Origin of the sequence: Pseudomonas sp. zfem003 (genome assembly GCF_032621675.1) — a bacterium.
Taxonomy (GTDB): domain Bacteria; phylum Pseudomonadota; class Gammaproteobacteria; order Pseudomonadales; family Pseudomonadaceae; genus Metapseudomonas; species Metapseudomonas otitidis.
In genome coordinates this window covers 296977-322962 of record NZ_JAVYJG010000006.1, presented here as the reverse complement: position 1 = coordinate 322962, position 25986 = coordinate 296977, and the positions used below count along the sequence as shown (strand labels likewise).

Annotated in this window: 19 protein-coding genes and 1 tRNA gene; 9 read left to right on the top strand and 11 right to left on the bottom strand. The window is 67.7% G+C overall.

Translation table 11 applies throughout. The annotated features are described in order from the left end of the window. Nucleotides 1–11: 11 nt before the first annotated feature. Nucleotides 12–518, bottom strand: coding sequence for a DUF4124 domain-containing protein (locus tag RTK35_RS15500; protein ID WP_074971832.1), 507 nt, complete (start codon nucleotides 516–518; stop codon nucleotides 12–14). Nucleotides 519–833: 315 nt separating this feature from the next. Here RTK35_RS15500 and mgtE point away from each other — a divergent pair, with 315 nt between their 5' ends. Then, nucleotides 834–2276 carry a magnesium transporter gene (gene mgtE / locus RTK35_RS15495; RefSeq protein WP_044411585.1) on the top strand — a complete coding sequence of 481 codons (1443 nt, stop codon included), beginning with the start codon at nucleotides 834–836 and terminating at the stop codon, nucleotides 2274–2276. A gap of 99 nt (nucleotides 2277–2375) precedes the next feature. Here mgtE and RTK35_RS15490 read toward each other — a convergent pair whose 3' ends face one another. Then, a complete protein-coding gene (locus RTK35_RS15490; RefSeq protein ID WP_044411587.1) occupies nucleotides 2376–2702 on the bottom strand; it encodes an Arc family DNA-binding protein in 327 nt (108 codons plus the stop codon). A 451-nt stretch (nucleotides 2703–3153) separates the two neighbouring features. On the opposite strand from RTK35_RS15490, the gene phnN reads away from it, so the two are divergent. Then, nucleotides 3154–3714: a phosphonate metabolism protein/1,5-bisphosphokinase (PRPP-forming) PhnN gene (gene phnN / locus RTK35_RS15485; RefSeq protein WP_316908379.1), complete on the top strand. Its 561-nt coding sequence runs from the start codon at nucleotides 3154–3156 to the stop codon at nucleotides 3712–3714. Here the strand turns inward: phnN and RTK35_RS15480 are convergent. The 4 genes from RTK35_RS15480 to RTK35_RS15465 all read right to left on the bottom strand — a co-directional run bounded on the left by RTK35_RS15480 (nucleotide 3711) and on the right by RTK35_RS15465 (nucleotide 5014). After that, nucleotides 3711–3896 (bottom strand): PA3371 family protein, encoded by a 186-nt coding sequence (locus tag RTK35_RS15480; RefSeq protein WP_044411593.1) that lies wholly within the window; start codon nucleotides 3894–3896, stop codon nucleotides 3711–3713. The two genes, phnN and RTK35_RS15480, sit on opposite strands and share 4 nt — an antisense overlap. Nucleotides 3897–3912: 16 nt before the next feature. Continuing rightward, nucleotides 3913–4092 (bottom strand): hypothetical protein, encoded by a 180-nt coding sequence (locus tag RTK35_RS15475; protein WP_268192955.1) that lies wholly within the window; start codon nucleotides 4090–4092, stop codon nucleotides 3913–3915. A gap of 10 nt (nucleotides 4093–4102) precedes the next feature. Beyond that, nucleotides 4103–4342: a hypothetical protein gene (locus RTK35_RS15470; RefSeq protein WP_074971828.1), complete on the bottom strand. Its 240-nt coding sequence runs from the start codon at nucleotides 4340–4342 to the stop codon at nucleotides 4103–4105. Nucleotides 4343–4546: 204 nt separating this feature from the next. Next, a complete protein-coding gene (locus RTK35_RS15465; RefSeq protein WP_044411602.1) occupies nucleotides 4547–5014 on the bottom strand; it encodes an Lrp/AsnC family transcriptional regulator in 468 nt (155 codons plus the stop codon). A gap of 198 nt (nucleotides 5015–5212) precedes the next feature. On the opposite strand from RTK35_RS15465, the gene RTK35_RS15460 reads away from it, so the two are divergent. Then, a complete protein-coding gene (locus tag RTK35_RS15460; RefSeq protein ID WP_208276328.1) occupies nucleotides 5213–8680 on the top strand; it encodes an indolepyruvate ferredoxin oxidoreductase family protein in 3468 nt (1155 codons plus the stop codon). A gap of 86 nt (nucleotides 8681–8766) precedes the next feature. Beyond that, the gene (locus RTK35_RS15455) at nucleotides 8767–9822 is read left to right on the top strand and encodes a Leu/Phe/Val dehydrogenase (protein ID WP_044411608.1); all 1056 of its coding nucleotides are present in this window, start codon (nucleotides 8767–8769) and stop codon (nucleotides 9820–9822) included. 17 nt (nucleotides 9823–9839) lie between these two features. Here RTK35_RS15455 and RTK35_RS15450 read toward each other — a convergent pair whose 3' ends face one another. After that, on the bottom strand, nucleotides 9840–10316 hold the full coding sequence (locus RTK35_RS15450; protein WP_316908378.1) for a GNAT family N-acetyltransferase: 477 nt from the start codon (nucleotides 10314–10316) through the stop codon (nucleotides 9840–9842). 93 nt (nucleotides 10317–10409) lie between these two features. Here RTK35_RS15450 and RTK35_RS15445 point away from each other — a divergent pair. Then, a tRNA-Arg gene (locus tag RTK35_RS15445) sits at nucleotides 10410–10486 on the top strand. 62 nt (nucleotides 10487–10548) lie between these two features. On the opposite strand, the gene RTK35_RS15440 is transcribed toward RTK35_RS15445, so the two are convergent. Continuing rightward, nucleotides 10549–11058 (bottom strand): DUF2165 domain-containing protein, encoded by a 510-nt coding sequence (locus RTK35_RS15440; protein ID WP_316908377.1) that lies wholly within the window; start codon nucleotides 11056–11058, stop codon nucleotides 10549–10551. A gap of 296 nt (nucleotides 11059–11354) precedes the next feature. On the opposite strand from RTK35_RS15440, the gene pqqF reads away from it, so the two are divergent. The 4 genes from pqqF (at nucleotide 11355) to nahK (ending at nucleotide 19992) form a co-directional block, all read left to right on the top strand. Then, entirely contained in the window at nucleotides 11355–13769 is a 2415-nt protein-coding gene (pqqF, locus tag RTK35_RS15435) for a pyrroloquinoline quinone biosynthesis protein PqqF (protein ID WP_316908376.1), read from the top strand. A gap of 243 nt (nucleotides 13770–14012) precedes the next feature. Continuing rightward, the gene (locus RTK35_RS15430; protein ID WP_044411629.1) at nucleotides 14013–15194 is read left to right on the top strand and encodes a porin; all 1182 of its coding nucleotides are present in this window, start codon (nucleotides 14013–14015) and stop codon (nucleotides 15192–15194) included. Between the two features lie 1074 nt (nucleotides 15195–16268). Then, nucleotides 16269–17432: a nitric oxide-sensing protein NosP gene (nosP, locus tag RTK35_RS15425; protein ID WP_316908375.1), complete on the top strand. Its 1164-nt coding sequence runs from the start codon at nucleotides 16269–16271 to the stop codon at nucleotides 17430–17432. Next, nucleotides 17419–19992, top strand: a complete 2574-nt coding sequence (gene nahK / locus RTK35_RS15420; protein ID WP_044411635.1) for a hybrid sensor histidine kinase/response regulator NahK/ErcS' — start codon at nucleotides 17419–17421, stop codon at nucleotides 19990–19992. The genes nosP and nahK overlap by 14 nt, the downstream gene beginning before the upstream one ends. An 848-nt stretch (nucleotides 19993–20840) precedes the next feature. Here the strand turns inward: nahK and RTK35_RS15415 are convergent. From RTK35_RS15415 to RTK35_RS15405, 3 genes are read right to left on the bottom strand one after another with little or no spacing between them, the layout of a single operon-like run. Then, a complete protein-coding gene (locus RTK35_RS15415) occupies nucleotides 20841–22199 on the bottom strand; it encodes an HlyD family type I secretion periplasmic adaptor subunit (protein ID WP_074973563.1) in 1359 nt (452 codons plus the stop codon). Nucleotides 22200–22208: 9 nt separating this feature from the next. Then, nucleotides 22209–24368: a type I secretion system permease/ATPase gene (locus RTK35_RS15410; protein WP_142015566.1), complete on the bottom strand. Its 2160-nt coding sequence runs from the start codon at nucleotides 24366–24368 to the stop codon at nucleotides 22209–22211. 19 nt (nucleotides 24369–24387) lie between these two features. Beyond that, entirely contained in the window at nucleotides 24388–25743 is a 1356-nt protein-coding gene (locus RTK35_RS15405; protein WP_074973561.1) for a TolC family outer membrane protein, read from the bottom strand. Nucleotides 25744–25986: the final 243 nt, after the last annotated feature.

Here is a 25986-nt window from a genome sequence, read left to right as displayed (position 1 = left end):
CAGGCGCTGCTTCAGCGCCTTCCCTTGACGCAGCCTTGTTCGTCGAACGCGACGACCTGGCTGCGTCCCTTTCCTTTCTTCGGCGTGTAGTGGTAACGGGTCAGCCCGTTGCTGCGGGTGATCCGGTCCGGTTTGCCGAGCATGCTTTCCACGTCCCGTTGTGTCATCCCGGTGCGCACCTGTTTGCGCAACATCGCCTGGCGCCGTTCGGTGCCGGTGATCCGATTGCCGCAGCCGTCCTGTCGTTCCCCCACCACCGTTATTTCGCGCCGATTCTCGGCCGCTTCCTTCCGGCTCCTGCGCACGATCCGTTCGGGTTTGGCCGGCGGCAGCAGGTACTCCGCTTCGCCGTGGGCAGGAGCGGTTTCCTGGCTGGCGATGCGCTGGTCGTCGGGACAACCCAGTTGCGAGTAGGTGATGCGCCCGTCCGGGCCCTTGCAGTGGTAGATGGTGGCGGCCTGGGGCGCGTTGAGCGGTGCAGCGAGCAGCAGGGCCAGGGTGGCGACGTATCGAAGCATGAGCGGTCCTCCATGACGATGAGCCTCGAAGGTATCTGCTTTACTTGCTTCCCAACGGTGCCTCGCCAGGGCGTGACGGCGTCCCACGGAAGGTGAAAGCAATCTCAGCTTTATGCTGCAACCGATTGTTCTGGCCACGATTTTGTAACGCGCAAAATGACTGACCGGTGTTATCATTGCGCGGTCAGCCTCGCCGAGGCTTTTGGACACCCCTCATGGACTTACCCAGTAGTTACTCAAGATCTCGATTTGCCAATCGCGTATTGACTGATTGACCCTCCTTGGCGTGCGCCGCCACTGGGGGTGGAGCGCGCTATGACCGAAGTAGAAGTAAAGAAGCCTCAAGAGAGCCTGCAGGATCGCCTGGCCCAGGTGGTCGAACTGCTGCATCGCCACAAGCTGGTGGAAGACCTGACCCACCGTCAGGAAGGTCAGCACCATGACCTGGTGGAAAATCTCGTCCACCGTCAGAACCTCGCCGAACTCCAGCGCAAGCTCGACGAACTTCACCCCGCCGACATCGCCCACATCCTCGAATCCCTGCCGCTCGAAGACCGCCTGACGGTCTGGCAGCTGGTCAAGGTCGAGCGCGATGGCGACATCCTGCTGGAAGTCTCCGACGCCGTCCGCGAGACGCTGATCGCCGACATGGACGATCACGAGCTGCTCGCCGCCGCCAAGGAGATGGACGCGGACGAGCTGGCGGACCTGGCCCCCGAGCTGCCCCGCGACGTGATCCACGAGCTGATGGAGTCCCTTGACGCCCAGCAGCGCGAGCGCGTGCGTTCGGCACTGTCCTATGAAGAGGACCAGGTCGGTGCGCTGATGGACTTCGAGATGGTCACCATCCGCGAAGACGTCACCCTTGAAGTGGTCCTGCGCTACCTGCGTCGCCTGAAGGAGCTGCCGGGCCACACCGACAAGCTGTTCGTGGTCGACTACGACGGCATCCTCAAAGGGGTGCTGCAGATCAAGCGCCTGCTGGTGAACGATCCGGACAAGCTGGTGGCCGAAGTGATGGCCAGCGACCCGGTGAGCTTCCACCCGGACGAGGACGCCAATGACGCCGCCCAGGCGTTCGAGCGCTACGACCTGGTATCGGCACCGGTGGTCGACAAGAACGGTAAGCTGATCGGCCGTCTGACCATCGACGAGATCGTCGACCTGATCCGTGAGGAGAGCGAAAGCGAAGTCCTCAGCATGGCCGGTCTGCGCGAAGAGGAAGACATCTTCGCCTCGGTCTGGAAGTCCGTCGGCAACCGCTGGGCCTGGCTGGCCATCAACCTTATTACCGCCTTCGTCGCCTCGCGGGTGATCGGCCTGTTCGAAGGCTCCATCGAGAAGCTGGTGGCCCTGGCTGCACTGATGCCCATCGTCGCCGGTATCGGCGGCAACTCCGGCAACCAGACCATCACCATGATCGTGCGCGCCATGGCGCTGGATCAGCTGAGCCCCGGCAACACCTCGCGCCTGCTGCGCAAGGAGCTGGGCGTGGGCCTGGTGAACGGCCTGGTGTGGGGCGGGGTGATCGGCGTCGTCGCCTTCTACCTCTATGGCAGCTGGTCGCTGGGGGTGGTGATGACCGCCGCGATGACCCTCAACCTGCTGCTCGCCGCCTTGATGGGCGTGCTGATCCCCATGACGCTTGCCCGCGTCGGCCGTGATCCGGCCATGGGCTCCAGCGTGATGATCACCGCCATGACCGACAGCGGCGGCTTCTTCATCTTCCTCGGGCTGGCGACCATCTTCCTGCTCTGATCCCAAGGCCCCGCACCAGCGGGGCCTTTTTCTTCCAGTCTGAAAATCCCAGGCAATAAAAAGCCGCCTCGAGGGCGGCTCTTGAATGTCGCAACGGACTCACGCTTCTTCGGCGGCGAGTTCCACGTCGTGGGCGATCAGCGCGACCAGTGCGTTCTGCTGGCGGCGGGAGAGTTGACGGAAGCGCTGAAGCAGCTCGCGCTCATGAAGGGAAAGCTCCGGGCTGTCGATCCGCATGCTCAACCCTTCATCCAGCGCGCCTTCCTGGAGCATGCTCTGCTCCAGTCGCGCGATGATTTCGGAGTTCATGCTGCGGTGGTGGTTGCGAGCCACATCGGCGATGCGTTCACGCATGCCTTCGGGCAGACGGACGACGAACTTGTCAGCGGTACGGCTGGAGTAGATAGCCTGTTTCATAGGGCGCATACATTCATAAACCGGTTAGTTCAGGGAGCGATGCTGGCAATGAGCTACGTGATTGTCACCGGTTTGACAATCCTTCGCATCAGGCGTTCCGCCCGACATCGCATTTGGCGTCAGGAGCGACCCGGCAGGTCAGTGCAACGTTTCCTTGACGTCAAAACTGTGTCGTAAATTCTGGTCTGGGTGCAGGCTTTTTGCCAGCACCAATTGTCCGAAATGCGAGTCACTGTGCAATTCGGAGCCCTGGGCAGAGCGCTTGCCGGTGAATCGACCGTCAGACAGCCGCATCGTTCCGTAAGGCTGCCGAACGGTTGCCATGATAACGCCGCTGCGCTGGCGTTTTGATACTGTTCGACGTTCGGTGATTCCAGGTGACCGAGGCTGCCAAAACAAGCCCGATCCCGGTATCGTGGCGCCCGTTTCCAGGCCCCTCGGTAGCGCGAGCGAGAACCCCATGAACGGCAGGCTCTTCTATCTCATCGGACCTTCAGGATCGGGCAAGGACAGCCTGCTTGACGCCGCCCGGCCGCAGTTGGCCGAGCGCGGTTGCCGGGTGGTCCGGCGGGTCATCACCCGCTCCGCCGAAGCGGTGGGGGAGGCGGCCGAAGCGGTTACACCCCAGCGTTTCAATGAACTGGAAGCCCAGGGCGCCTTCGCCATGAGCTGGCATGCCAACGGTCTTTCCTACGGCATTCCCAGGGAAGTCGATGACTGGCTGGGTAATGGACTGAATGTCCTGGTGAATGGTTCCCGCGGCTATCTTCCCGAAGCGCGTAGGCGCTACCCCCAACTCCAGGCCATTTTGCTCGACGTGGCGCCGGACGTTCTGCGCCAGCGCCTGCTGCGCCGGGGGCGGGAGACCGCAGACGAGATCGAAGCCCGCCTGGCCCGCAACGCCGCCTTCACCCAGGCCCTGCTAGCCGAAGAAAGTGAAGGGCTGGTGATACTCGACAACTCCGGCGACCTGCAAACCACCCTCGAACGCCTGCTGACGATCCTCGGCAGCGCGGACTAACGCAGCACCGGGTCGAACTTGACCCGCTTCCCCACCAGCAGCGCCAGCACCAGCAGCACGCCGCTGGTGGCCAGCCCGATCTTCAGGGCCTGCGCCAGCCACGCGGTTTCACCCGGCTCCAGCCACAGCCCGAACGCGCACAGCACGCACACCATCAGGCAGATCAAGGCCGACTTCGACATTTCGGGCTCCTTGCACTCAAAAGAAAGGGTCGTATTCCGAGTCATCCCCATTGGGGCGCTCGGCACGTCGTTGCTTGGCCTGCTGGTCCGGCGAGGTGATGCAGTCGATCACCCAGAACGCCAGGCAGGCCGAACCGGCCAACACCAGGACCGAGACCGGGAGCGCCAGGCTCCAGAGGGCGTAGTCGAGCTGCATCGCAACGCCCTCAGAACGACAGGCGCTCGACCGGCGCGGGCACCTGCTGCTCGGTCATGCGCAGAGCCTTGGCCGCAGGCTGGCTGGTAGCGGGTTGCCGTGCGTGCACGAACTCCATCGGTGCGATGCGGATATCGGCGATCGCCTGGCGGGTGGCGTACTGCTGGTACTGCCCGTGCAGGGCAGCGAAACCAGAAGCCACGAGCAGGGTGGCGGCGATGGCGACGAACAGGGTGAAGAGGCTGTTCATGGGAGGGTCCTGCATCCATAGGTCCTTTTGCCATGGATAAGAGCAGGTGTCGTGCCAAGCTGGATTTTATAGAAAATCCATATAAATCAATTAGTTAAATGCAAAACAAAACGCTCGTTCCGTGCACTTTGCAAGGTGGGGTATTCCCGGCATTGCAAATTGCACGGTGCCGCGCAGGCGCTCTGGAACGGGCCTGTCGCCGGCTCAATCGAGGGGCAGTTCGGTGGTCCGCTTCACTTCGCTCATGGCGATGTTCGAATGCGCCTCCTGCACGTGGGGGCGCTGCAGCAGATGGTCCCGAAGGAAGCGTTCATAGCCCGCGATGTCCTTGGCCACCACCTTCAACAGGTAGTCCGAGCCGCCGGCCATGGTGTAGCACTCCAGCACCTCCGGGTAGCCGACGATGGCTTCCTCGAACTCCGTCAGGTTGTTGCGGCCGTGGGCCGACAGCTTCACGTTGACGAACACCGTGATGGAAAACCCCAGGCGCTGGGGATTGAGCAGGGCGACCTTGCGCTCGATCAGCCCTTCCTCCTGCAGGCGGTGGATGCGTCGCCAGCAGGGCGACTGGGACAGCTCCACCCGTTCCGCCACTTCAGCGGCGGAGAGGTCGGCGTTGTGTTGCAACAGGCGGAGGATCTTGCGATCGATGGGGCTGAGAAGGGTGTGCATGAATCAGTCCGTAATCTTGTTCTTGTTGGAGGGATCATGCGCAAGTCTGGCCTTGGCGCCCGAAAATAGAAAGAAAAAAGCAGAACCCTTCGGTCAGATTATTGAGCATGCGTTCCGGGCAGCGATCCTGCCCAGGGACGGGACGATGGCCCCAACCGTGGCCATCCTGGTCGCCATAAAAATAAAAGGAGCGCCCGCATGTCACTGGCCGAGATCCGCCTGGATGACAAATACCGCCTCGAAACCGGTCACCTCTACCTGACCGGCACCCAAGCCCTCACCCGCCTGCCCATGCTGCAGAAGCAGCGGGACAAGGCCCACGGCCTCAACACCGCCTGCTTCATCTCCGGCTACCGGGGCTCGCCGCTCGGCAACCTCGACAAGAGCCTCTGGGAAGCCAAGTCCTTCCTCAAGGACAACCACATCCACTTCCAGCCCGGCGTCAACGAAGAACTGGCCGCCACCGCCGTCTGGGGCAGCCAGCAGACCAGCCTGTTCCCCGGCGCCCGCTACGACGGCGTGTTCGCCATGTGGTACGGCAAGGGCCCGGGTGTGGACCGCTGCGGCGACGTCTTCAAGCACGGCAACTCCGCCGGCGTGTCCGCCCATGGCGGCGTCCTGCTGCTGGCCGGCGACGACCACGGCTGCAAGTCCTCCAGCATCGCCAACCAGAGCGAGCACGCCTTCATCGCCGCCTCCATCCCCGTGCTCAACCCCGCCAACGTCCAGGAGATCCTCGACTACGGGATCATCGGCTGGGAACTCTCGCGCTACAGCGGCTGCTGGGTGGCCCTCAAGACCATCGCCGAGAACGTCGACTCCTCCGCCGTGGTGGACGTCGACCCGCTGCGCGTCCAGGTGCAGGTGCCCAAGGACTTCGTCCTGCCCGAGGATGGCGTGCACATCCGCTGGCCCGACCCGCCCCTGGCGCAGGAAAAGCGCCTGAACATGTACAAGATCTACGCCGCCCGCGCCTTCGCCCTGGCCAACAACCTCAACCAGGTCAAGCTCGACTCGCCCAACCCGCGCCTCGGCATCATCACCACCGGCAAGTCCTACCTCGACGTGCGCCAGGCCCTCAACGACCTCGGCATGGACGAAGCGCTCTGCGCCCAGGTCGGCCTGCGGGTGCTCAAGGTCGGCATGAGCTGGCCGCTGGAGCCGGTCTCCGTGCACGAATTCGCCCAGGGCCTGGACGAAATCCTCGTGGTGGAAGAGAAGCGCAGCATCATCGAGGACCAGCTCACCGGCCAGCTCTACAACTGGCCCGTGGACAAGCGCCCACGCGTCGTCGGCGAATTCGACGAGCACGGCAACTCCCTGCTGCCCAACCTCAGCGAACTGACCCCGGCGATGATCGCCCGCGTCATCGCCAAGCGCCTCGCGCCCATCTACACCAGCGAGCAGATCGAATCGCGCCTGGCCTTCCTCGCCGCCAAGGAGAAGGCCCTCGCCGCACCCAAGCACACCACCGTGCGCACCCCACACTTCTGCTCCGGCTGCCCGCACAACACCTCCACCAAGCTGCCCGAAGGCAGCCGCGCCCAGGGCGGCATCGGCTGCCATTACATGACCCAGTGGATGGACCGCAACACCGACACTTTCACCCAGATGGGCGGAGAGGGCGCCACCTGGATCGGCCAGGCCCCCTTCACCGACACCCCGCACATCTTCCAGAACCTGGGGGACGGCACCTACTTCCACTCCGGCCAGCTGGCCCTGCGCGCCGCCGTCGCCGCCGGCGTCAACATCACCTACAAAATCCTCTACAACGACGCCGTCGCCATGACCGGCGGCCAGCCCATCGACGGCGAACTGCGGGTCGACCAGCTCAGCCAGCAGGTCTTCGCCGAAGGCGTCAAACGCATCGCCCTGGTCACCGACGAACCCGAGAAGTACCCCACCCGCGCCACCTTCGCGCCCATCGTCACCTTCCACCACCGCCGCGAGCTGGACGCCGTGCAGCGCGAACTGCGCGAGTTCAAGGGCGTCTCGGTGATCATCTACGACCAGACCTGCGCCACCGAGAAGCGCCGCCGCCGCAAGCGCGGCAAGCTCGCCGACCCGGCCAAGCGCGCCTTCATCAACCCCGCCGTGTGCGAGGGCTGCGGTGACTGCAGCGTCAAGTCCAACTGCCTCTCCGTGCTGCCTCTGGAAACCGAACTGGGCCGCAAGCGGCAGATCGACCAGAACGCCTGCAACAAGGACTTCTCCTGCGTCGAAGGCTTCTGCCCCAGCTTCGTCACCGTTCACGGCGGCAGCCTGCGCAAGCCCGAGGCCGCCGGAGCCAAGGCACTCTTCGTCGCCCTGCCCGAGCCGCGCCAGCCGAGCCTCGCCCGGCCCTGGAACATCCTCCTGCCCGGCGTCGGCGGCAGCGGCGTCACCACCGTCGGCGCCCTGCTGGGCATGGCCGCCCACATCGAAGGCAAGGGCTGCACCGTGCTCGACCAGGCCGGCCTCGCGCAGAAGTTCGGCCCGGTCATCACCCACATCCGCATCGCCGCCAAGCAGGACGACATCTACGCCGTGCGCATCGCCGCCGGCGAGACCGACCTGCTGCTGGGCTGCGACCTGGTGGTCGCAGCCAGCGAAGAGGCCCTGGCCAAGCTCAACGACCGCATTGCCACCGCCGTGGTCAACAGCCACGAGGCCGCCACCGCCGAGTTCACCCGCAACCCCGACGCCCAGGTGCCCGGCGCCGCCATGCGTGACGCCTTGGTAGAGGCGGTGGGCGAAGCCAAGACCCACTTCGTCGACGCCACCCGCCTGGCCACCCGCCTGCTGGGCGACAGCATCGCCACCAACCTGTTCATGCTCGGCTACGCCTACCAGAAGGGCCTGGTGCCCATCTCCGCCGCCGCCATCGACAAGGCCATCGAACTCAACGGCGTCGCCGTCACCCTCAACCAGCAGGCCTTCCTCTGGGGGCGCCGCGCCGCCCACGACCTGCCGGCGGTGGAGAAGCTCGCCCGCCCGGCCGAGATCGAAGCCCCGCGCTGCGAAACCCTGGAAGAGATCGTCCAGTACCGTGCCGACCACCTGCGCGCCTACCAGGACGCCGCCTACGCCGAGCGCTACCGCGCCCTGGTGGAGCGCGTGCGCCAGGCCGACATCGGCGAAGACAAGGCCCTGACCCGCGCCGTGGCCCGCTACTACGCCAAGCTGCTGGCCTACAAGGACGAATACGAAGTGGCCCGGCTCTACAGCGACGCCAGCTTCCGCAAGCAGCTGGAGGCGCAGTTCGAGGGTGACTACAGCCTCGAATTCCACCTCGCCCCGTCCTGGCTGGCCAAGGCCGACCCAGCCACCGGCGAGCCGCGCAAGCGTCGCTTCGGCCCCTGGATGCTCAAGGCCTTCGACGTCCTCGCGCGCTTCCGCTTCCTGCGTGGCAGCGCCCTCGACCCCTTCGGCTACAGCCACGAGCGCAAGCTCGAACGCCAGCTGATCGACGAGTACGAAGCCCAGGTGGAACTGATCCTCAAAGAGCTGCGCCCCGGCAACTACGCCGCCGCCGTCGCCCTGGCCGAACTGCCCGAGCAGATCCGCGGCTACGGCCCGGTGAAGGAGCGCGCCCTGGCCAAGGTCCGCCAGCAGGAGCAGCAGCTGCGCGCGCGCCTCACCGCCAGCGACGTGCAGGTCTTGCACCTGTTCGACCCGGCAGCCTGACGCCCGATCAGAGGCCCCTCTCCCAGTCCATGGGGGAGGGCGCCCCATCGACTTGAAACACGCCCAACCCGAATCGAGGAACCCCCATGTCCGTCTTCAGCCACGTCGAATTCGACCACCACGAGCAGGTCGTCTACGGCCACGACAAGGCCAGCGGCCTCAAGGCCATCATCGCCATCCACAACCGCAACCTCGGCCCCGCCCTCGGCGGCTGCCGCATGTTCCCCTACGCCGACGACGAGCAGGCCCTGCGTGACGTGCTGCGGCTGTCCCGTGGCATGACCTACAAGTCCGCCCTGGCCAACCTGCCGCTGGGCGGCGGCAAGGCCGTCATCTTCGGCGACCCGCGCAAGGACAAGACCGAAGCGCTGTTCCAGGCCATGGGCGACTTCGTCGACAGCCTCGGCGGGCGCTACATCACCGCCGCCGACTCCGGCACCGGCCCGACGGAAATGCAGATCATGGCCGAGCGCACCCGCCACGTGGCCGGCGCCAACACCCGCGAAGCCTTCGACGGCGGCACCCGCAGCGGCGACCCGTCGCCGTCCACCGCCTACGGCGTGTTCATCGGCCTCAAGGTCGCCGTGCAGCACCGCCTGCGCCGGGATGACCTCAAGGGCCTGCGCGTTGCCATCCAGGGCGTCGGCCAGGTGGGCTTCCACCTCGCCCGCTTGCTGCATGACGCGGGGGCCGAACTGTGGGTGACCGACATCGTCGAGGCCAACGTGCGCCGCGCCGTCGAGCAACTGGGCGCCAAAGCCGTCGGCCAGCACGAGATCTACGGCCTGGACGTGGACGTCTTCGCCCCCTGTGCCATGGGCGGCATCCTCAACCTGCAGACCCTCGAAGCCCTGCGCGCCCCCGTGGTCGCCGGCGCCGCCAACAACCAGCTGGCCGACGCGCAACTGGCCGAGGAGCTGCGCCGCAACGGCTGCCTCTACGCCCCGGACTACGCCATCAACGCCGGCGGCATCATCGACGTGCACTACGAGCGCAGCGGCGGCAGCACCGCCGCCCTCAAGGCCCACATCGAAGGCATCGGCGCCACCCTCAAGACCATCTTCCAGCGCGCCGACCAGGAGGGCCGCACCACCACCGAGGTGGCCGACCGCCTGGCTGAAGAGCGCTTCGGGCGAACCTGAAGCGCGCGATGCCGGCGCTACAGGTCCAGGTAGAAACTGACCCCGTGGCGCCGGTACCCCAGGGACTCGTAGAAGGCATGGGCCGCCTCGCGGCCCAGCCCGCTGGAGAGCACCAGCTTGTAGCAGCCCAGCGCCCGGCCGCGTTCCGCCGCCTTCTCCATCAGCGCCTTGCCCACCCCCAGGCCACGGGCCTCGGCGTCCACCACCACGTCCTCGACGATGGCCGAGCGGGCGAAGTTGTGGGCCAGGTGCTCCACCAGGATCACCGTACAGGTGCCCAGCAACTGGCCCTCCCGCTCCGCCACCAGCACCTCCCGCCCGGCCGGCAGGTTCTCCAGGCGCAGCGCCAGCAGCGTCGGGTCCGGCTGCGGCTCGTCCGGCCCCAGCTGGTGCAGCAGCAGCGCCAGCGCCGGGGCATCGGTCGGGCTGGCAGCGCGCAGCTCAAGGGTCATGAAGGGGGAGTCGGGAAGGGGATCAAGGCGGCTCGGTTGCATGGTGTCGCTCCTTTTTTCCGGAAGTCTGAGCCTAGCCGGTGGCAGTGGCATGACAAAAACGCCGAGCGCCGCTAACATGCCGCCCGTTCCGATGTCCCAGTAGCTCAATTGGATAGAGCATCCCCCTCCTAAGGGGAAGGTTGGTGGTTCGAACCCACTCTGGGACACCATGAATGCAAAGCCCCGCACAGCTAGCGCTGGCGGGGCTTTTTAGTTACGACCGACCGCTCACTCAGGCGTTGCCGGTTTCGCCGCCGTCGTTGGGCATAGTCAGGTAGATCAGCACCACCAGCAGCGTGATGAAGAAGCGGAAGGCATCCGGCACGCCGTTCCACTGCTTCGACATCCACATCCCGAACCATTCCCCGCCCACCGACATGAAGCCCACCTGCCAGGTCAGGAAGCCCAGGGTCAGGCCGGCCACTGCCCAGCCCTTGGCCGCGCGGAATGTCTCGGCCGGTGCCTTGATCGCCCGCAGCAGGCGCACGCCGCCGATCCAGCAGAACAGGGCGGTCAGGCTTTCCAGCGTGATGATGAAGATGTAGCCCGCGTGGTGCAGCCAGGGCATGGTGATGGAGCGGTACATGATCTGGTTGTCGGGGAACAGCGTGTCCATCAGGAACACGTGGCGCACGAAAGCGAAGTTGGTGCCGTAGTCGGTGATGTTGCCGAAGGCGACCAAGGTGGCGAAGAAAGCCATGGCCAGCACCATGGCGGCCTTGGACAGGCGGATCAGGGTCATGTCGTTTTCCTTTTGGGTAGGGATGACCGCGCGCCCGAGGCAAGGCAGCCGGGCTCTGGGTCGGGTCGAAGGGGGGGGCGCAGGGCGCGCGGGTGCGGACATCGGGACTGGAAGACCTGAGGCCGGCGCCGCGCGGGGAAGCACGGCGGCTCGGCTGGATGGAACGGCCGCACCGGAAGGCGCGCGGATTCTCGGCAGGCCAGGCCGGAGCGTCAAGGCACCGCTGACGTCCAAAGAAGCATTGCCCTGTGGGCATGGGTTGAGGATGCTGTGCGCATTTGTCGACGGTGCTGCCCATGTCCGAGACGCCCGCCCCCTCCAGCCCGCTCCCCCTGCGCACCTGGCAGCAGCCGGGCCCCCTCGCCGCCGTGCTGCTGCGGGTCCACGCCGGCAGCCATGACGCGCCCCGCGAGTGGCCGGGCCTGGCGCACTTCCTCGAACACCTGCGCTTTCTCGGCGGCCAGCGCTTCACCCAGGGCGAGCGGCTGATGCCCTTCGTCCAGGCCTGTGGCGGCCGCCTCAACGCCAGCACCCAGGCCCACCACACCGACTTCTTCTTCGAGCTGCCCGCCGACCGCCTCCAGGCCGGCCTGGAGCGGCTCGCCGACCTGATCCAGGCGCCACTGCCCAGCCTCGACCTGCAGCGCCGCGAGCGGGAAATCCTGCAGATCGAATACCTCAACCGGGGGCGCGACCCCTGGACCCAAGCCCAATCCGCCCTGGCCGCCGCGCTGGCGCCGGGTCACCCCCTGGCCGACTTCCATGCCGGCCACCGCGACAGCCTGGCCATCGACGCGCCCGCCTTCCAGGCCGCCCTGGCCCGGTTCGCCGAGGCCGGCGAGCGCCAGCTGTGGGTGGTCGCGCCGCAGCCGGCGGAGCAGGTGCAGGCGCTCGTCCAGCAGGCCTTCGCCGGCTGCCCACCGGGCCAGGCGCTGCCACACCGGGCAGCGCCGCCCCTGCTGCCGTTGGCCTGCCACAGCCTGCGCCTGCAACTGCCCGGCGCCCCGCGCCAGTGGCTGGCCTTCGCCCTGGAGCGCCAGCCCGAGACGCTGCCCGACGCCGTGGCACTGCTCGGCGAACTGCTGCGGGACGAAAGCCCCGGCAGCTTCCAGGGCTGGCTGTGCGAACAGGGCCTGTGCGACGGCCTCGACCTGCACCTGACCTATCACCACCAGGGCCAGGCCCTGCTGGTGCTGGAGCTGGCCCTGGCGGATGCCAGTGCCGACACCCGCGCCCGCATCGAAGGCGGCCTGTTCGCCTGGCTCGCCGCCCTGCGCGAGCGGGAGCCCTGGGCGCGCCTCCTGCACGAGCGGCCTGCCGCGCCCCGGCAGGCGCCCCTGGACTTCATCCGCGACCAGGCACAGCGCCACGGCACCTTGCCCGCCAGTGCCCTGGCGGCCCTGCTGGCCCAGCTGCAGCCGGCCCGCCTCGTGCGCCTGCTGGGCGAGGCGCGCCCTGTGTCGGCCCGCTGCCTGTCGGCCGGTTTCGAACTGGCGCTGGAGCCCGCGCCCCTGGCGCCGCCCCTGCGCCCGGAGGTGCGCTGGCGCTTCGGCCCCGCACCGGCCTTCCAGGCCTTCGTCGCGCCGCCCCAGGCGCCCCGCGCGGTACCTCCGCTGGTGCGCTGGCCGGGGGACCCCGGGCACGCCCAGCTGCTCCTGCGCTGGCGGCTGAACCCCGGCGTCCGCGACCCCGCCCACTACCCGGCGCTGCAGCGCGCCTTGCGCGGGTTGCGCAGCCAGGCCCAACAGCAGGGCGGTGACCTGCTGCTGCTGGAGCAGGGGCTGGATTGGCAGCTGCAGGTCAAAGGCCGTTCCGGTGACCTCCCGGCCATGCTCGCCGCCGCCCTGCGCACCCTGCTGGCACCGCCGCTGGCCGCCTGCGAACAAGGCCCCCGGCTGCTGCAGGCCGGGCGCAACCGGCTGGCTGCCGAGCTGCCTATCCGGCAGTTGCTGCAGCGCCTGCCCGAAGTGCTCGCCACCCCGCGAGGGGCCGCTCCGGCGCAGGCCGTCGTCAGCCCCGCCAGCATCCGCCGCAGCCTCGACGCCAGCCGTTGGGACGTGATCGCCCTCGGCCTGGCCGACGACGACCTGCCCAGCGTGCAAGCCCTGCTCGACGCCCTGCCCGGCGAGGCAATGCCCCGCAGCCTCGCACCGCCGGCGCTGGCACCCGGTTATCACTGGCATCACCTGCCGGGCCAGGGCGAACCGGCGCTGGTGCTGTTCTGCCCGGTGCCGGATCGCAGCGCCCGCAGCGAAGCGCTCTGGCACTGGCTGGGTCGCAGCCTGGAGTCGCCCTTCTACCAGCGCCTGCGCACCGAGCTGAACCTCGGCTACGCCGTGTTCGCCGGCCTGCGCCACGTGGCCGGCCAGGCCGGTCTGGTCTTCGCCGTGCAGGCTGCCGACACGCCGGTGCCCGAAGTGCTGGTGCAGGTCCAGGCCTTTCTCGACCAGGCGCCACCCTTGCTGGCACAGGCCGAGCCCCTGCGCGAGGCGCTCCTGCAGGCATGGCGGCAAGCGGCCGAGGACCTGCCCGGCAACGCCAGCCCCCTGCACCTCGGCGCCCGGCCGGCGGACTGGCACCTGCAACTCGCCCAGGCCCTCGCCACCCTCGGCCCTGACGACCTGCACCGCGCCCTGGCGCGGCTGGTGGCCGGGGAGGGCGGCTGGCACCTGCTGGCCAACGCCCCGTCGCCCGGCCTGCCCTGGCGCTGACCCCTCCCTCCGTCCTACTCCTTCCGCAGCGACCCGCCCCCTGTCCAAGGGGGCGGGCCCTTGGTCGTCCGCCGTTCGCGACCTCCGCCCCGGGCCCGTCCCGCGACCTTCCGCCAGGCCCGCCCGTGCCCCGCCAAGGAACCGCCGGAACAGCGCCAAGGCCGCATATGCCGGGGGTTCCGGCGTTTCGATAATCGCCTCCGACACGGCCCGGACGGGTCGTCCCACACCGCGGAGAGCGCCATGCACAACAACAAGAACGCCGTCATCGGATTCCTCCCCCTCGCCCTCACCACCGGCCTGGCCCTGGTCGCCATGGAGCAGGCCAAGGCCGAGATCGTCCTCTACGACAAGGACGGCACCACCTTCGCCACCGACGGCTACGTCAACGCCTTCTACGTCAACAGCGACGTCGACCGCGAAGGCGAGCGCTACGACCGCCGGCAGTCCCGCGTGAAGATGGGGTTCCTGCCCAACTGGATCGGTTTCAACATGGGCAAGCAGGTGGATGACCTCACGCTCGGCGGCCGCGCCTCCTTCTGGGTGACCATCAACGACAGCGAGACCAACGGCACCGACACCGCCATCGACGTGCGCCAGTTCTACGGCACCGTCGCCAGCGACTGGGGCGAAGTGCTGGTGGGCAAGGACTTCGGTCTGTTCGCCCGCTCCAACATCCTCCTCGACGAACTGCTCGCCGGGTACGGCCAGGTCAGCGACACCCTGGGCCTGGTGGATGGCGGCGGCGTGTCCTTCGGCAACATCGGCAGCGGCTACCCCTATCCCTTCCCCACCTCGCAGATCACCTACCGCACCCCCAAGTCCGACGGCCTGCGCCTGGCGGTCGGCATCATGGACCCGGTGGACACCAACGACAGCAGCGCCACCGGCAAGGCCTACCAGGAGAACCCGCGTTTCGAGTCCGAACTCACCTACGAATTCGAACTGGGCGGCGCGCAGATCTACTCCTGGCTCAACGGCGGCTACCAGACCTCCGACAACACCGACCCGGCCGTGGACAGCGTCACCTCCAAGGGCCTGGGCTACGGCGTGCAGGCCAAGATGGGCGCCTTCTCCGTGGTCGCCTCCGGCTTCCAGGCCAAGGGCATCAACCCCTTCTTCACCAACAACGCCGGCGAAGCCACCCTGCGCGAAGTGGACAGCGACGGCTACCTGCTGCAGGGCTCCTACCGCTTCGGCAAGAACCGCCTGGCGCTGTCCTACGGCAAGACCAAGGACGACGGCAACGGCGCGGTCAACGCCGGCGCCGACTATCAGACCCGCGGCGTCGCCCTGTTCCACGACGTCAACGACAACCTCAAGCTGGTCGCCGAATACAACCAGTTCGAGATCGACGGCCACGCCGGCAGCACCCAGAACGAAGACACCGACACCCTCGCCCTGGGCGTGGTGCTCAACTGGTAAGCCCCACCCCTCGTAGCTCCCTTGGATTGGCGGGACGGCCTCGGCCTCCCGCCTTTTTTCATGGCACCGTGGCACGTAGCCCGGGCTTCAGCCCGGGAGCCGTTGGCGGATGGAAGTCGAGCCCCGGCGTGATGCGCTTCGTGGCCTCAGCACATCCTACGAACCGGTAGCGCCCGTAGGATGGGCTGAGCTGTGCGAAGCCCATCGCGTCCCGGCAGGCGACTCCCGGCGATCCACCTGCGGCGTCAGGCCGAGCGTCTAGGCGGATGGACAGAACGCGATCCGCCCCGAGCCTCGGCGTGATGCGCTTCGTGACCTCAGCACATCCTACGAACCGGTAGCACCCGTAGGATGGGCTGAGCTGTGCGAAGCCCATCGCGTCCAGGCAGGCGATTCCCGACGATCCACCTGCGGCGTCAGGCCGGGCGCCTGGGCGGATGGAAAGCACGCCATCCACCCCGAGCCCCGGCGTGATGCGCTTCGTGGCCTCAGCACATCCTACGAACCGGTGGCACCCGTAGGATGGGCTGAGCTGTGCGAAGCCCATCGCGTCCCGGAAGGCGGTTCCCGGCGATCCACCTGCGGCGTCAAGCCTAGCGCCTGGGCGGATGGACGGAACGCGATCCGCCCCGAGCCTCGGCGTGATGCGCTTCGTGGCCTCAGCACATCCTACGAACCGGTGGCACCCGTAGGATGGGCTGAGCTGTGCGAAGCCCATCGTGTCCCGGCAGGCGATTCCCGGCGATCCACCTGCGGCGTCAGGCCGAGCGTCTAGGCGGATGGACAGAACGCGATCCGCCCCGAGCCCCGGCGTGATGCGCTTCGTGGCCTCAGCACATCCTACGAACCGGCGGCGCCCGTAGGATGGGCTGAGCTGTGCGAAGCCCATCGCGTACCGGCAGGTGCTTCGCCGGGCGCCTTGGTGGATGGAAAAATCGTCATCCACCTCACAACCCCATGCGCCCCGGCGCCTCCTCCCTTCGAACGAGCCTGCCCGCTACCCAAGAAGGATGGGGCCGGCCTCGGGGGCTCCGTAGAATCGCGCCAACTGCTGTTCGACACGCGAGGCGCGTCATGCAAGAGCTACAGGCCGAAGGCGTGGTCACCGCCATGTCCGCCGCCGACGACGCGGAGGTCGTCGCCCAGGACCTGGCACGCCAGTTGGTGCACCCGCACCTGGGCTTCGTGCTGTTCTTCTGTTCCGCCGAATACGACCTCCAGGCCCTGGGCGACGCCCTGGCCCAGTACTTCGGCGGCATCGAACTGGTGGGCTGCACCAGCGCCGGCGAAATCACCCCCCAAGGCTACGGCCGGGGCTGCGTCAGCGCCGTGGGCTTCGACTACCGCAGCTTCTCCATCGCCAGCGCCCTGGTGGACGAGATGGAGCGTTTCAGCCTGATCGACGCCCAGCAACTGGTGGAGCGCCTGGTGGGGGATTGCCGGGGCCACGACCTCGCCCCGATCAAGGACCACAGCTTCGCCCTGACCCTGCTCGACGGCCTCTCCAGCCGCGAGGAAGTGGTGCTCGCCGCCCTCAGCGCCGCCTTCGGCAGCATCCCCCACTTCGGCGGATCGGCCGGCGACGACAACCACCTCACCCATACCCACGTCTACCACGGCGGCCAGTTCCACACCGGCGCCGCCGTGGTGCTGCTGGTCAACACCGCGCTGGACTTCGAAGTCTTCAGCACCCACCACATCGAGCCCAACGGCCAGAAACTGGTGGTCACCCAGGCCGACAGCCACAGCCGCCGCGTCTACGAGCTGGACGCCGAGCCCGCCGCCCTGGCCTACGCCCAGTGGGTCGGCGTACCCGTCGCCGCCCTCGACCACCCGCTGTTCGCCGCCCACCCCCTCGCCGTGCGGGTCAACGACCAGTACTACGTGCGCTCCATCCAGCAGGTCCATGACGACCTCAGCCTCAGTTTCTACTGCGCCGTCGAGACCGGCATCGTCCTCACCGGCATGCGCCCCGGCCCGCTGCTGCCCAACCTCCAGGCCCTGTTCCGGCGCCTGGAAGCGCGCCTCGGCCCGCCACTGCTGACCATCGGCTGCGACTGCTTCCTGCGGCGCCTGGAGGCCGAATGCAACGGCCGCGACGCCGAGATCGGCGACTACCTGCGGCGCCAGCGGGTGATCGGCTTCAACACCTACGGCGAGCAGTACAACGGCATGCACGTCAACCAGACCTTCACCGGCGTCGCCATCGGCCGCCGCAGCCGCCATGGCGGACGCTGAACAGGGCGCCCGGCTCGCCGAGCTGGAGCGGGAGAACGCCAAGCTGCGGCGCATCAACGCCGCCCTGATCGAACGGGTGGAATCCGGCGGAGCCCGCCGCGAAGGGGCCTATGCCGCCTTCGAGCACTCCGTGGTGCTGGCCGAACAGGTGCGCGAACGCACCGACGCCCTGAACCAGGCCATGTCCGAACTCAAGGCCAGCAACCGCCTGCTCAGCGATGCCCGCCTGCGAGCCGAGACCGCCCATCAGCACCTGGTGGACGCCATCGAGAGCATTTCCGACGCCTTCGTCCTGTTCGACGCCCAGCAGCGCATCGTCCTGTTCAACAGCCGCTTCAAATCCTTCTGGGCCCGCAGCCGCGCTCGCATCATCAGCGGCACCCGCCTCGACGAGATCCGTCGCCTGGCCCAGAGCACCGGGCTGATCGTCGAAGAACAGCGCAGCAGCGACAACGAGCACAGCCTCTACCGCCTGCACGACGGGCGCTGGGTGCAGGTCAGCGAACGGCCCACCCGCGAAGGCGGGCTGGTGATCCTCTACACCGACATCACCGAGCTGAAGGTCAGCGAAACCATGCGCCGCGAGCAGGCCCTGGCGCAGAAGTCGCGCCTGCTGCAGCGCGCCGTGGACAACCTGTCCCAGGGCATGGCCATGGTCAGCGCCGAAGGCACCCTGGAGCTGTGGAACCACCGCTTCCTCGAACTCTGCGGCCTGGCGCCGATCCAGGCCCACCGGCCCTTCGCCGAAGTCATGGCCGACAGCGAGCTGGCGCTGCTCACCCCCGCCAGCCGCGACGCCGAAGGGCGCCCCCAGCGGCAGATGGAGCAGCGCCTGTTCGATGGCCGGATGCTGGAGGTGCGCACCCACCCGTTGCCCACCGGCGGCTTCGTCAACACATTCACCGACATCACCGAGCGCTACCGCCACGCCGAGACCCTGGCCGAGAGCGAGCGCTGGATCCGCCTGATCACCGACCAGGTGCCCGCGCTGATCGCCTACCTCAATGCCGACCTGGTCTACGAATTCACCAACAAGGTCTACGAAGAGTGGTACCGCTGGCCCCGGGGCGGGCTGCTCGGCCAGCGCCTGCGCGACGTCCACAGCGAAACCCACTGGGAGCGCCTGGAGCCCTACGTCGAGCGCGCCCTCTCCGGCGAGAACGTCACCTTCGAAGTGGCCGAGGTCAACCTCGCCGGGCAGGAGCGCTACATGCTGCGCTCCTACGTGCCCAACCGCCTGCCGGGCGGCGAAGTGGTGGGCATCTTCGTGCTGATCCGCGACATCACCGAACGCCGCCGCACCGCCGAAGCCCTGCACCTGGCCTACCAGAACCTCGAGCAGCGGGTGCGTGAGCGCACCGCCGAACTCACCCAGCTCAACGAACAGCTGCTGCGCGAAGTGGGCGAGCGGCGCCAGGCCGAACAGCGCCTGCGCGAGGCCAAGCGCGAAGCCGAGCAGGCCAACCTGTCCAAGACCAAGTTCCTCGCCGCCGTTAGCCACGACCTGCTGCAACCGCTGAACGCCGCCCGGCTGTTCACCAGCGCCCTGCAGGAGCTGCGCGAACCCGCCCGGGGCGACACCCTAGTGCGCAACATCAGCAACTCGCTGGATGACGTGGAGAACCTGCTCGGCACCCTGGTGGACATCTCCAAGCTGGACGCCGGGGTGATCCGCCCCGAAGTGGCACCCTTCGCCCTCGGCGAACTGCTGGACAACCTCGCCACCGAGTTCCGCCAGCAGGCCGCCAGCGAAGGGCTGGCGCTGCACTACGTGCCCTGTTCGGCGCTGGTGCGCAGCGACGTGCAACTGCTCGCCCGCATCCTGCGCAACCTGCTCAGCAACGCCATCCGCTACACCCCCAGCGGCCGCGTGCTGCTGGGCTGCCGGCGGCGCCGCCGCAGCCTGTCCATCGAAGTCTGGGACAGCGGCATCGGCATCCCGGCGGACAAGCTCAAGGAGATCTTCCAGGAGTTCAAACGCGGCGACTCCCAGCGCCCGCAGCAGGACCGCGGGCTCGGCCTGGGCCTGGCCATCGTCGAGAAGATCGCCGGCATGCTCGGTCACCGCATCCGCGTCAGCTCCCAGCCGGGGCGTGGCTCCTGCTTCGCCCTGGAGGTGCCCCTGGCCCGCCGCGCCCCCCGTGCCCGGCCCGAAGTGGAGCTGCCGGTGGCGCCCCTGGAGCGCCTGCAGGGCGCGCGGGTCTGGGTGCTGGACAACGACGCCGCCATCTGCGCCGGCATGCGCACCCTGCTGGAAGGCTGGGGCTGCCGCGTGGTCACCGCCCTCTCCGAACAGGACCTGGCCCGCCAGGTGGACGACTACCAGGCCGACGCCGACCTGCTGATCGCCGACTACCACCTGGACAACGACCACAACGGCGTCGACGCCGTCGCCCACATCAACGCCCACCGCGACCACGCCCTCCCGGCGCTGATGATCACCGCCAACTACAGCCACGAACTGCGCCAGCACCTGCGCGAACTCGGCCACACCCTCATGCACAAACCCGTCCGCCCCATGAAGCTCAAGGCCGCCATGAGCCACCTGCTGGGCGGCTAGCTCCTGAACCGCCTCCTGGCACGCGATTGCCGACGAGCACCGTGGGTGGATCACGCTTCACCGATCCACCATTCGTGGCCATGCCGAAGGCCATGGGTGGATGGAAAGAGCGCCATCCACCCTGCGCGGTGACGCCCCTCGATGTGCTCTGGATTACGCCGTGAAAGCGCCCGAAGCCCCGGCGTGATGCGCTTCGTGCCTCAGCGCATCCTACGAACCAAACCGGTAGAACCGTTGGCACCCGTAGGATGGGCTGAGCTGTGCGAAGCCCATCGCACCCTGGCACGCGATTGCCGACGAGCGCCGTGGGTGGATCACGCTTCACCGATCCACCATTCGTGGCCATGCCGAACACCATGGGTGGATGGAAAGAGCGCCATACACCCAATGCGATGCTCACCCTCGATACGTTGTGGATGACGCCGTGCAAGTGCCTGACCCCGGCATGATGCGCTTCGTGCCTCAGCACATCCTACGAACCGAACCGGTAGAACCGGTGGCACCCGTAGGATGGGCTGAGCTGTGCGAAGCCCATCGCGTTCTGGCACGCAATTGCCGGCGAGCACCGTAGGGGGGGATCGCGCTTCACCGATCCACCATTCGTGGCCATGCCGAGCGTCATGGGTGGATGGAAAGAGCGCCATCCACCCTGCGCGGTGGCCGCCTTCGATGCGTTGTGGATGACGCCGTACAAGCGCCCGAAGCCCCGGCGTGATGCGCTTCGTGCCTCAGCGCATCCTACGTACCGAACCGGTAGAACCGGTGGCCCCCGTAGGATGGGCTGAGCTGTGTGAAGCCCATCGCGTTCTGGCACGTGATTGCTGGCGAGCGCCATCCGCCACCCTGCGCTAGCGTTCGCGCATGGCTTCGGAACGGGCCTTGAGGACGGGTTTGAGGAGGTAGTCGAGCACGCTCTTCTCGCCGGTGATGATGTCCACGGTGGCGACCATGCCGGGGATGATCAGCAGCGGTTTGGCGTCGCTGCCGAGGTGGCTTTTGTCGGTGCGGACCTGGATCAGGTAGAAGCTGTTGCCCTTGTCGTCGGTGATGGTGTCGGCGCCGATCAGTTCCAGCTTGGCCTTGAGCCCGCCGTAGATGGTGTAGTCGTAGGCGCTGAACTTCACCATGGCCTTCTGCCCGGGGTGGAGGAAGGCGACGTCCTGCGGGCGGATGCGCGCTTCGATCAGCAGGTTGTCCTCCAGCGGCACCACTTCCACCATGTCGCTGCCCGGCTGGACCACGCCGCCGATGGTGTTGACCTTGAGTTGCTTGACGATGCCGTGCACCGGCGAGAGCACGGTGGTGCGCGAGACGCGGTCGTCGATGGCGCGGCCGGTGGAGGTGATCTTCTGCAGCTCGGTGCGGGCTTCGTTGAGTTCCTTGAAGGCGTCGGAGCGGAACGACAGCTGGCTCTCCTCCATTTTCCGTTCGATCTCCTTCACCGCTGCCTCGGCCCGGGGGATGGCCAGGTTGGTGCCGTTCAGCTCGCCGCGCATCTCCACCGCGCTGCGCCGCAGGCGGAGGATCTCCACCTCGGAAATGGCGCCGGTGCCCACCAGCGGCTGGGACATGTTCAGCTCCTGCTGCAGCAGCGCCAGGCTGGAGGCGTACTGCTGGGACTTGGAGCGGAACTCGGCCAGTTCCTGCTCCTTCTGCCGCAGCTGTTCCTTGAGGATGTGCTGCTCGCTTTCCAGCCGCTGCAGGCGCGTGCGGTTCAGCGCGCGTTCGTCCTCGGCCAGCTGCGGCGCGCCCTTGGCGATCTCGTCGGGCACCTCGAAGGGCCGGCCCTCGGCTTCGGAGGCCAGGCGTTCGACCCGCGCCATCAGCGCCAGGCGGTCGGCCTCGGTCTCGCCCTTGTTGGAGAGGAAGCGGGTGTCGTCCAGGCGCAGCAGCACATCGCCCTTGTTCACCACCTGGCCCTCGCGGACGAAGATCTCCGAGACGATGCCGCCCTCCAGGTTCTGGATCACCTGCACCTTGCTGGAGGGGATGGCCTTGCCTTCGCCGGTGGTGACTTCCTCCAGCACGGCGAGCTTGGCCCACACCAGGGCGACGATCAGCAGGCTGCAGGCCACCCACACGGTGATGCGGGTGCCGGTGGGGGAGTCTTCGAGGATGGCGCCGTCCACCTCGGGCATGAACTCGGTGTCGGCTCGGGCCGGGGCGCGGCCGCCGAAGTACTGGGCGGGGGTTTGAGCGTTGGCCATGGAGCCCTCCTAGACAGCCGCCGGGCCGACACGGCCCTTGCGCAAGGCATCGATGACGGCCTCTTTCGGCCCGTCGGCGACGATGTGCCCGGCGTCCAGCACCACCAGGCGTTCCACCAGGCTGAGCATGGAGGCGCGGTGGGTGATGAGCACCACCGTCTTGCCCTGGGCCCAGGCGTGCAGGCGGTTGCGCAGCAGGTCTTCGCTGGTGTTGTCCATGGCGCTGGTGGGCTCGTCCAGCAGCAGGATGGGCGGGTCCAGCAGCAGCGCACGTGCCAGCAGCACGGCCTGGCGCTGGCCGCCGGAAAGCAGCTGGCCGCGCTCGCCCACCGGGCGGTCGAAGCCCTGGGGGTGTTGCCGGGCCAGTTCGGTGACGCCGGTCAGCTCGGCCACCTCCAGCATCCGCGCGTCGTTCACGTAGCGGGCGCCGAGGGTGAGGTTGTCGCGCAGGCTGCCGGAGATCAGCGGCATGTCATGGGTGACGAAGCCGATCTGGTGGCGCAGGTCGGCCACGTCCAGCTGGCGCAGGTCGATGCCGTCCAGCAGCACCTGGCCTTCCTCGGGGCTGTAGAAGTTCATCAGCAGCCGCGCCAGGGTGCTCTTGCCCGAGCCGCTGCGGCCGATGATGCCGACCCGCTCGCCGGCGGCCATGCGCAGGCTGACGTTGTGCAGCGCCGGGGCGTTCTGCTCGGGGTAGCGGAAGCTCACCCCGCGCACGTCGATGGCGCCGCGGATGTGGGTGCGTTCCAGCGGCTGCTGGGTGTTCTCCCGCTCCTGGGGCAGGCCCATCAGCGAGTCGGTGCTCTTCATCGTCAGCTGGGCCTGCTGGTAGCGGGTGATGAGCCCGGCGATCTGCCCGAGCGGCCCGAGCACACGGCCGTTGAGCATGTAGCTGGCCACCAGGGCGCCGACGCTGAGGTTGCCGCCGATGATGCTGTAGACCCCGGCGACGATCATCGCCAGCCCGGCGAACTGCTGCAGGAACAGGGTGCCGTTGGTGACCAGCGCGGAGAGGAAGCGGGCGTGGCTGTCCAGACGGGTGAGGGCGCCGTGGGTGCGCTCCCAGCGGTGCTGGCGCTCGCTCTCGGCGCCGCAGGCCTTGAGGGTTTCCAGGCCGGAGAGGGTTTCGATCAGCAGTGCCTGGCGTTCCGCGCCCAGGGCCAGGCTGCGCTGCACGGTGTCGCGCAGGCGGGCCTGGATGATCCAGGCGAAGATCGCGGTGATGGGGAAGGCGAGGATCGGGATCACCACCAGCCAGCCGCCGAGCAGCCCGATCACCACCAGCATGAGGACGGAGAAGGGCAGGTCGATGAGGCTGGTGAGGGTGACGGCGGTGAGGAATTCCCGCAGGCCCTGGAAGTCATGGATGCTCTGGGCGAAGCCACCGATGGTGGCCGGCCTGGCCTTCATCGACATGCCGGTGATGCGCTCGAAGAGGGTGGCCGAGAGCACCACGTCGGTCTTCTTCCCGGCGGTGTCCAGCAGGTGCGCCCGCAGCACACGCAGCAGCAGGTCGAAGCCGGTGCCGATGAGCAGGCCGATGGTCAGCACCCAGAGGGTGGAGGTGGCCTGGTTGGGCACCACGCGGTCGTAGGTCTGCATCACGAACAGCGGCACCAGCATGCCCAGCAGGTTGATCAGCAGGCTGGCCAGCACCGCGTCGGTGTAGAGCCAGCGCGACAGCCGCAAGGTGTCGCGGAACCAGGACTTGACCCGGGGCATCAGCGGCTTGCGGGTCTCCTCCAGCTCGTGGCGGGGGCGGGCGAACAGCGCCTGGCCGCTGTACTCGGCGGCCAGGGCCTCGCGGTCGATCCATTGCTGACCACCGTCGGACTCGCTGGGCAGGATCAGCGCGCGACCATCCTTGCCCCACTGGTGCAGCACCGCGCTGCGGCCGTTGCGCAGCAGCAGCAGCACCGGCAGGTTGAGCGGCGAGATGGCGTGCAGCTCGCGGCGCAGCAGGCGGCTCTGCAACCCGGCCCGGGCGGCTGCACGGGGCAGCAGCTCCGGGGTCAGGCGCTGTTCGGCCAGCGGCAGGCCGGCGGTGAGGCTGCCCCGGCTGGCGGGGCTCTCGTGCAGCCTGCAGAGGATCAGCAGGCCGTCGAGCAAGGGGTCATCGTGGCTCTGCCGCGGGTCGACTGCAGGGCCCGCCAGTTCCATGGTGGTCATCGACTGCTCCCGATCCGGGTTACTTCAGGTCCGGCAGGTGGGCCTCGCTCTTCACCTCGGTGGCGGCCACGGCTTCGGCCGGTACCACCACCCGCTGGCGCTGCAGCAGGCCGCCCATGGCCGCGAACACGCGGTACATGGCGAACTCCTCGGTGTAGCGGACTTCGACGTAGCGGCGGTTGGCGGTGAACAGCTCGTTGTCGCTGTCCAGCAGGTCCAGCAGGGTGCGCTGGCCGAGGCCGAACTGCTGCTGGTACGCCTCGCGCACGCGCTGGGTGTAGTCGGCGTATTCACGCGCCTTGGGGGTTTGCAGGCGGGCGTTCTCCATGGCGTTCCAGGCCAGGGCGAGGTTCTCGTTGAGGGTGCGCAGGGCGTTGTTGCGGATGTCCATCGACTGGTTGATGGAGTGGGCGGCGGCCTGCAGGCGGGCCTTGTCGCGCATGCCGTTGAACAGGTTGTAGTTCATCACCACGGCGGCGCGCCAACCCTTAACGTGGCCCTCGTCACCCTGCACGTCGTTGTCGGCGTTGGTGGCCAGCTCGCCGTCGAAGCGCGGGTAGAACGGCGACTTGGCCGACTCGTACTGGCTCTCGGCGGCCTGCACGTCGGCCTGGGCGGATTTCAGGTAGGGGTTGTTCTCCATCATGGTCTGGCGGGCCGCCAGCAGGTCGGCGGGCATCTCGCCACGGACGCTGGAGGGGGCTTCCAGTTCGTCCGCCGGGCGGCCGACGGCGCTGAAGAAGTTGGCCTCGGCATCGGCCAGATTCACTTCCTCGGTGTAGAGGTTGTTCTCGGCCAGGGCCAGGCGGGCGGCGGACTGGTCGGAGTCGGCGGTGCTGCCCACGCCGCGCTGGCTGCGCAGGTTGATCTGGTCACCGACGCGCTGGTGCGACTGCAGGTTGTTGCGGGCCAGGGCCACCATTTCGCGGCGCTTGAGCACTTCCAGGTACACCTCGATGGTGCGCAGCGCCAGGCTCTCGGCGGTGGCCAGGGTGTAGTAGGCGCGGGAGTTCACCACCGATTGGGTACGGCCCACCTCGTTGGGGGTGTTGAAGCCGTCGAACAGCATCTGCCGCAGGCGCAGCTCGGCGTTGCTGTAGTTGAGGGTCTCGGTGTTGTGGTTGCCCTGGGCGCGGGTGCTGGGGTTGTCGGTCATCTGCCGGCCGTAGCCGGCGATCAGGTCGACGGTCGGCAGGTAGCCGCCCTTGGCCACCTTCACCTGCTCGTCGGCGACGAGCCGGGCGTTGGAGGCGGCGCGCAGTTCCGGGTGGGTGTCGAGGGTGCTCTGAATCGCATCCGTGAGATTCATCGCCTGGACCTGGGTGCTGGCGAAGGCCAGCAACATGGCGCTCCAGAGTGGGGTGAGTGCTCGCATGAGGGGTGTCTCCTTGTCCGATGCTTCTTGCTGCTTTCTTCTGGGTCGCCATTTTTTTGGCGAAATTGCCTGTTCAACCGTTTCAGGCTTGTAACATCAGAGCTAAGAACAACTTTTGACGGAGCTAAGAAATTTTTTTCACAACGGATATGCCGAAAAAATCTTATGCAGGTGCGGCAAACCGGCACATCTTGTTTTCCTGTCAGCCGCGGAATTCGGGCCTTTCAGGCATTCGCGGTCTGG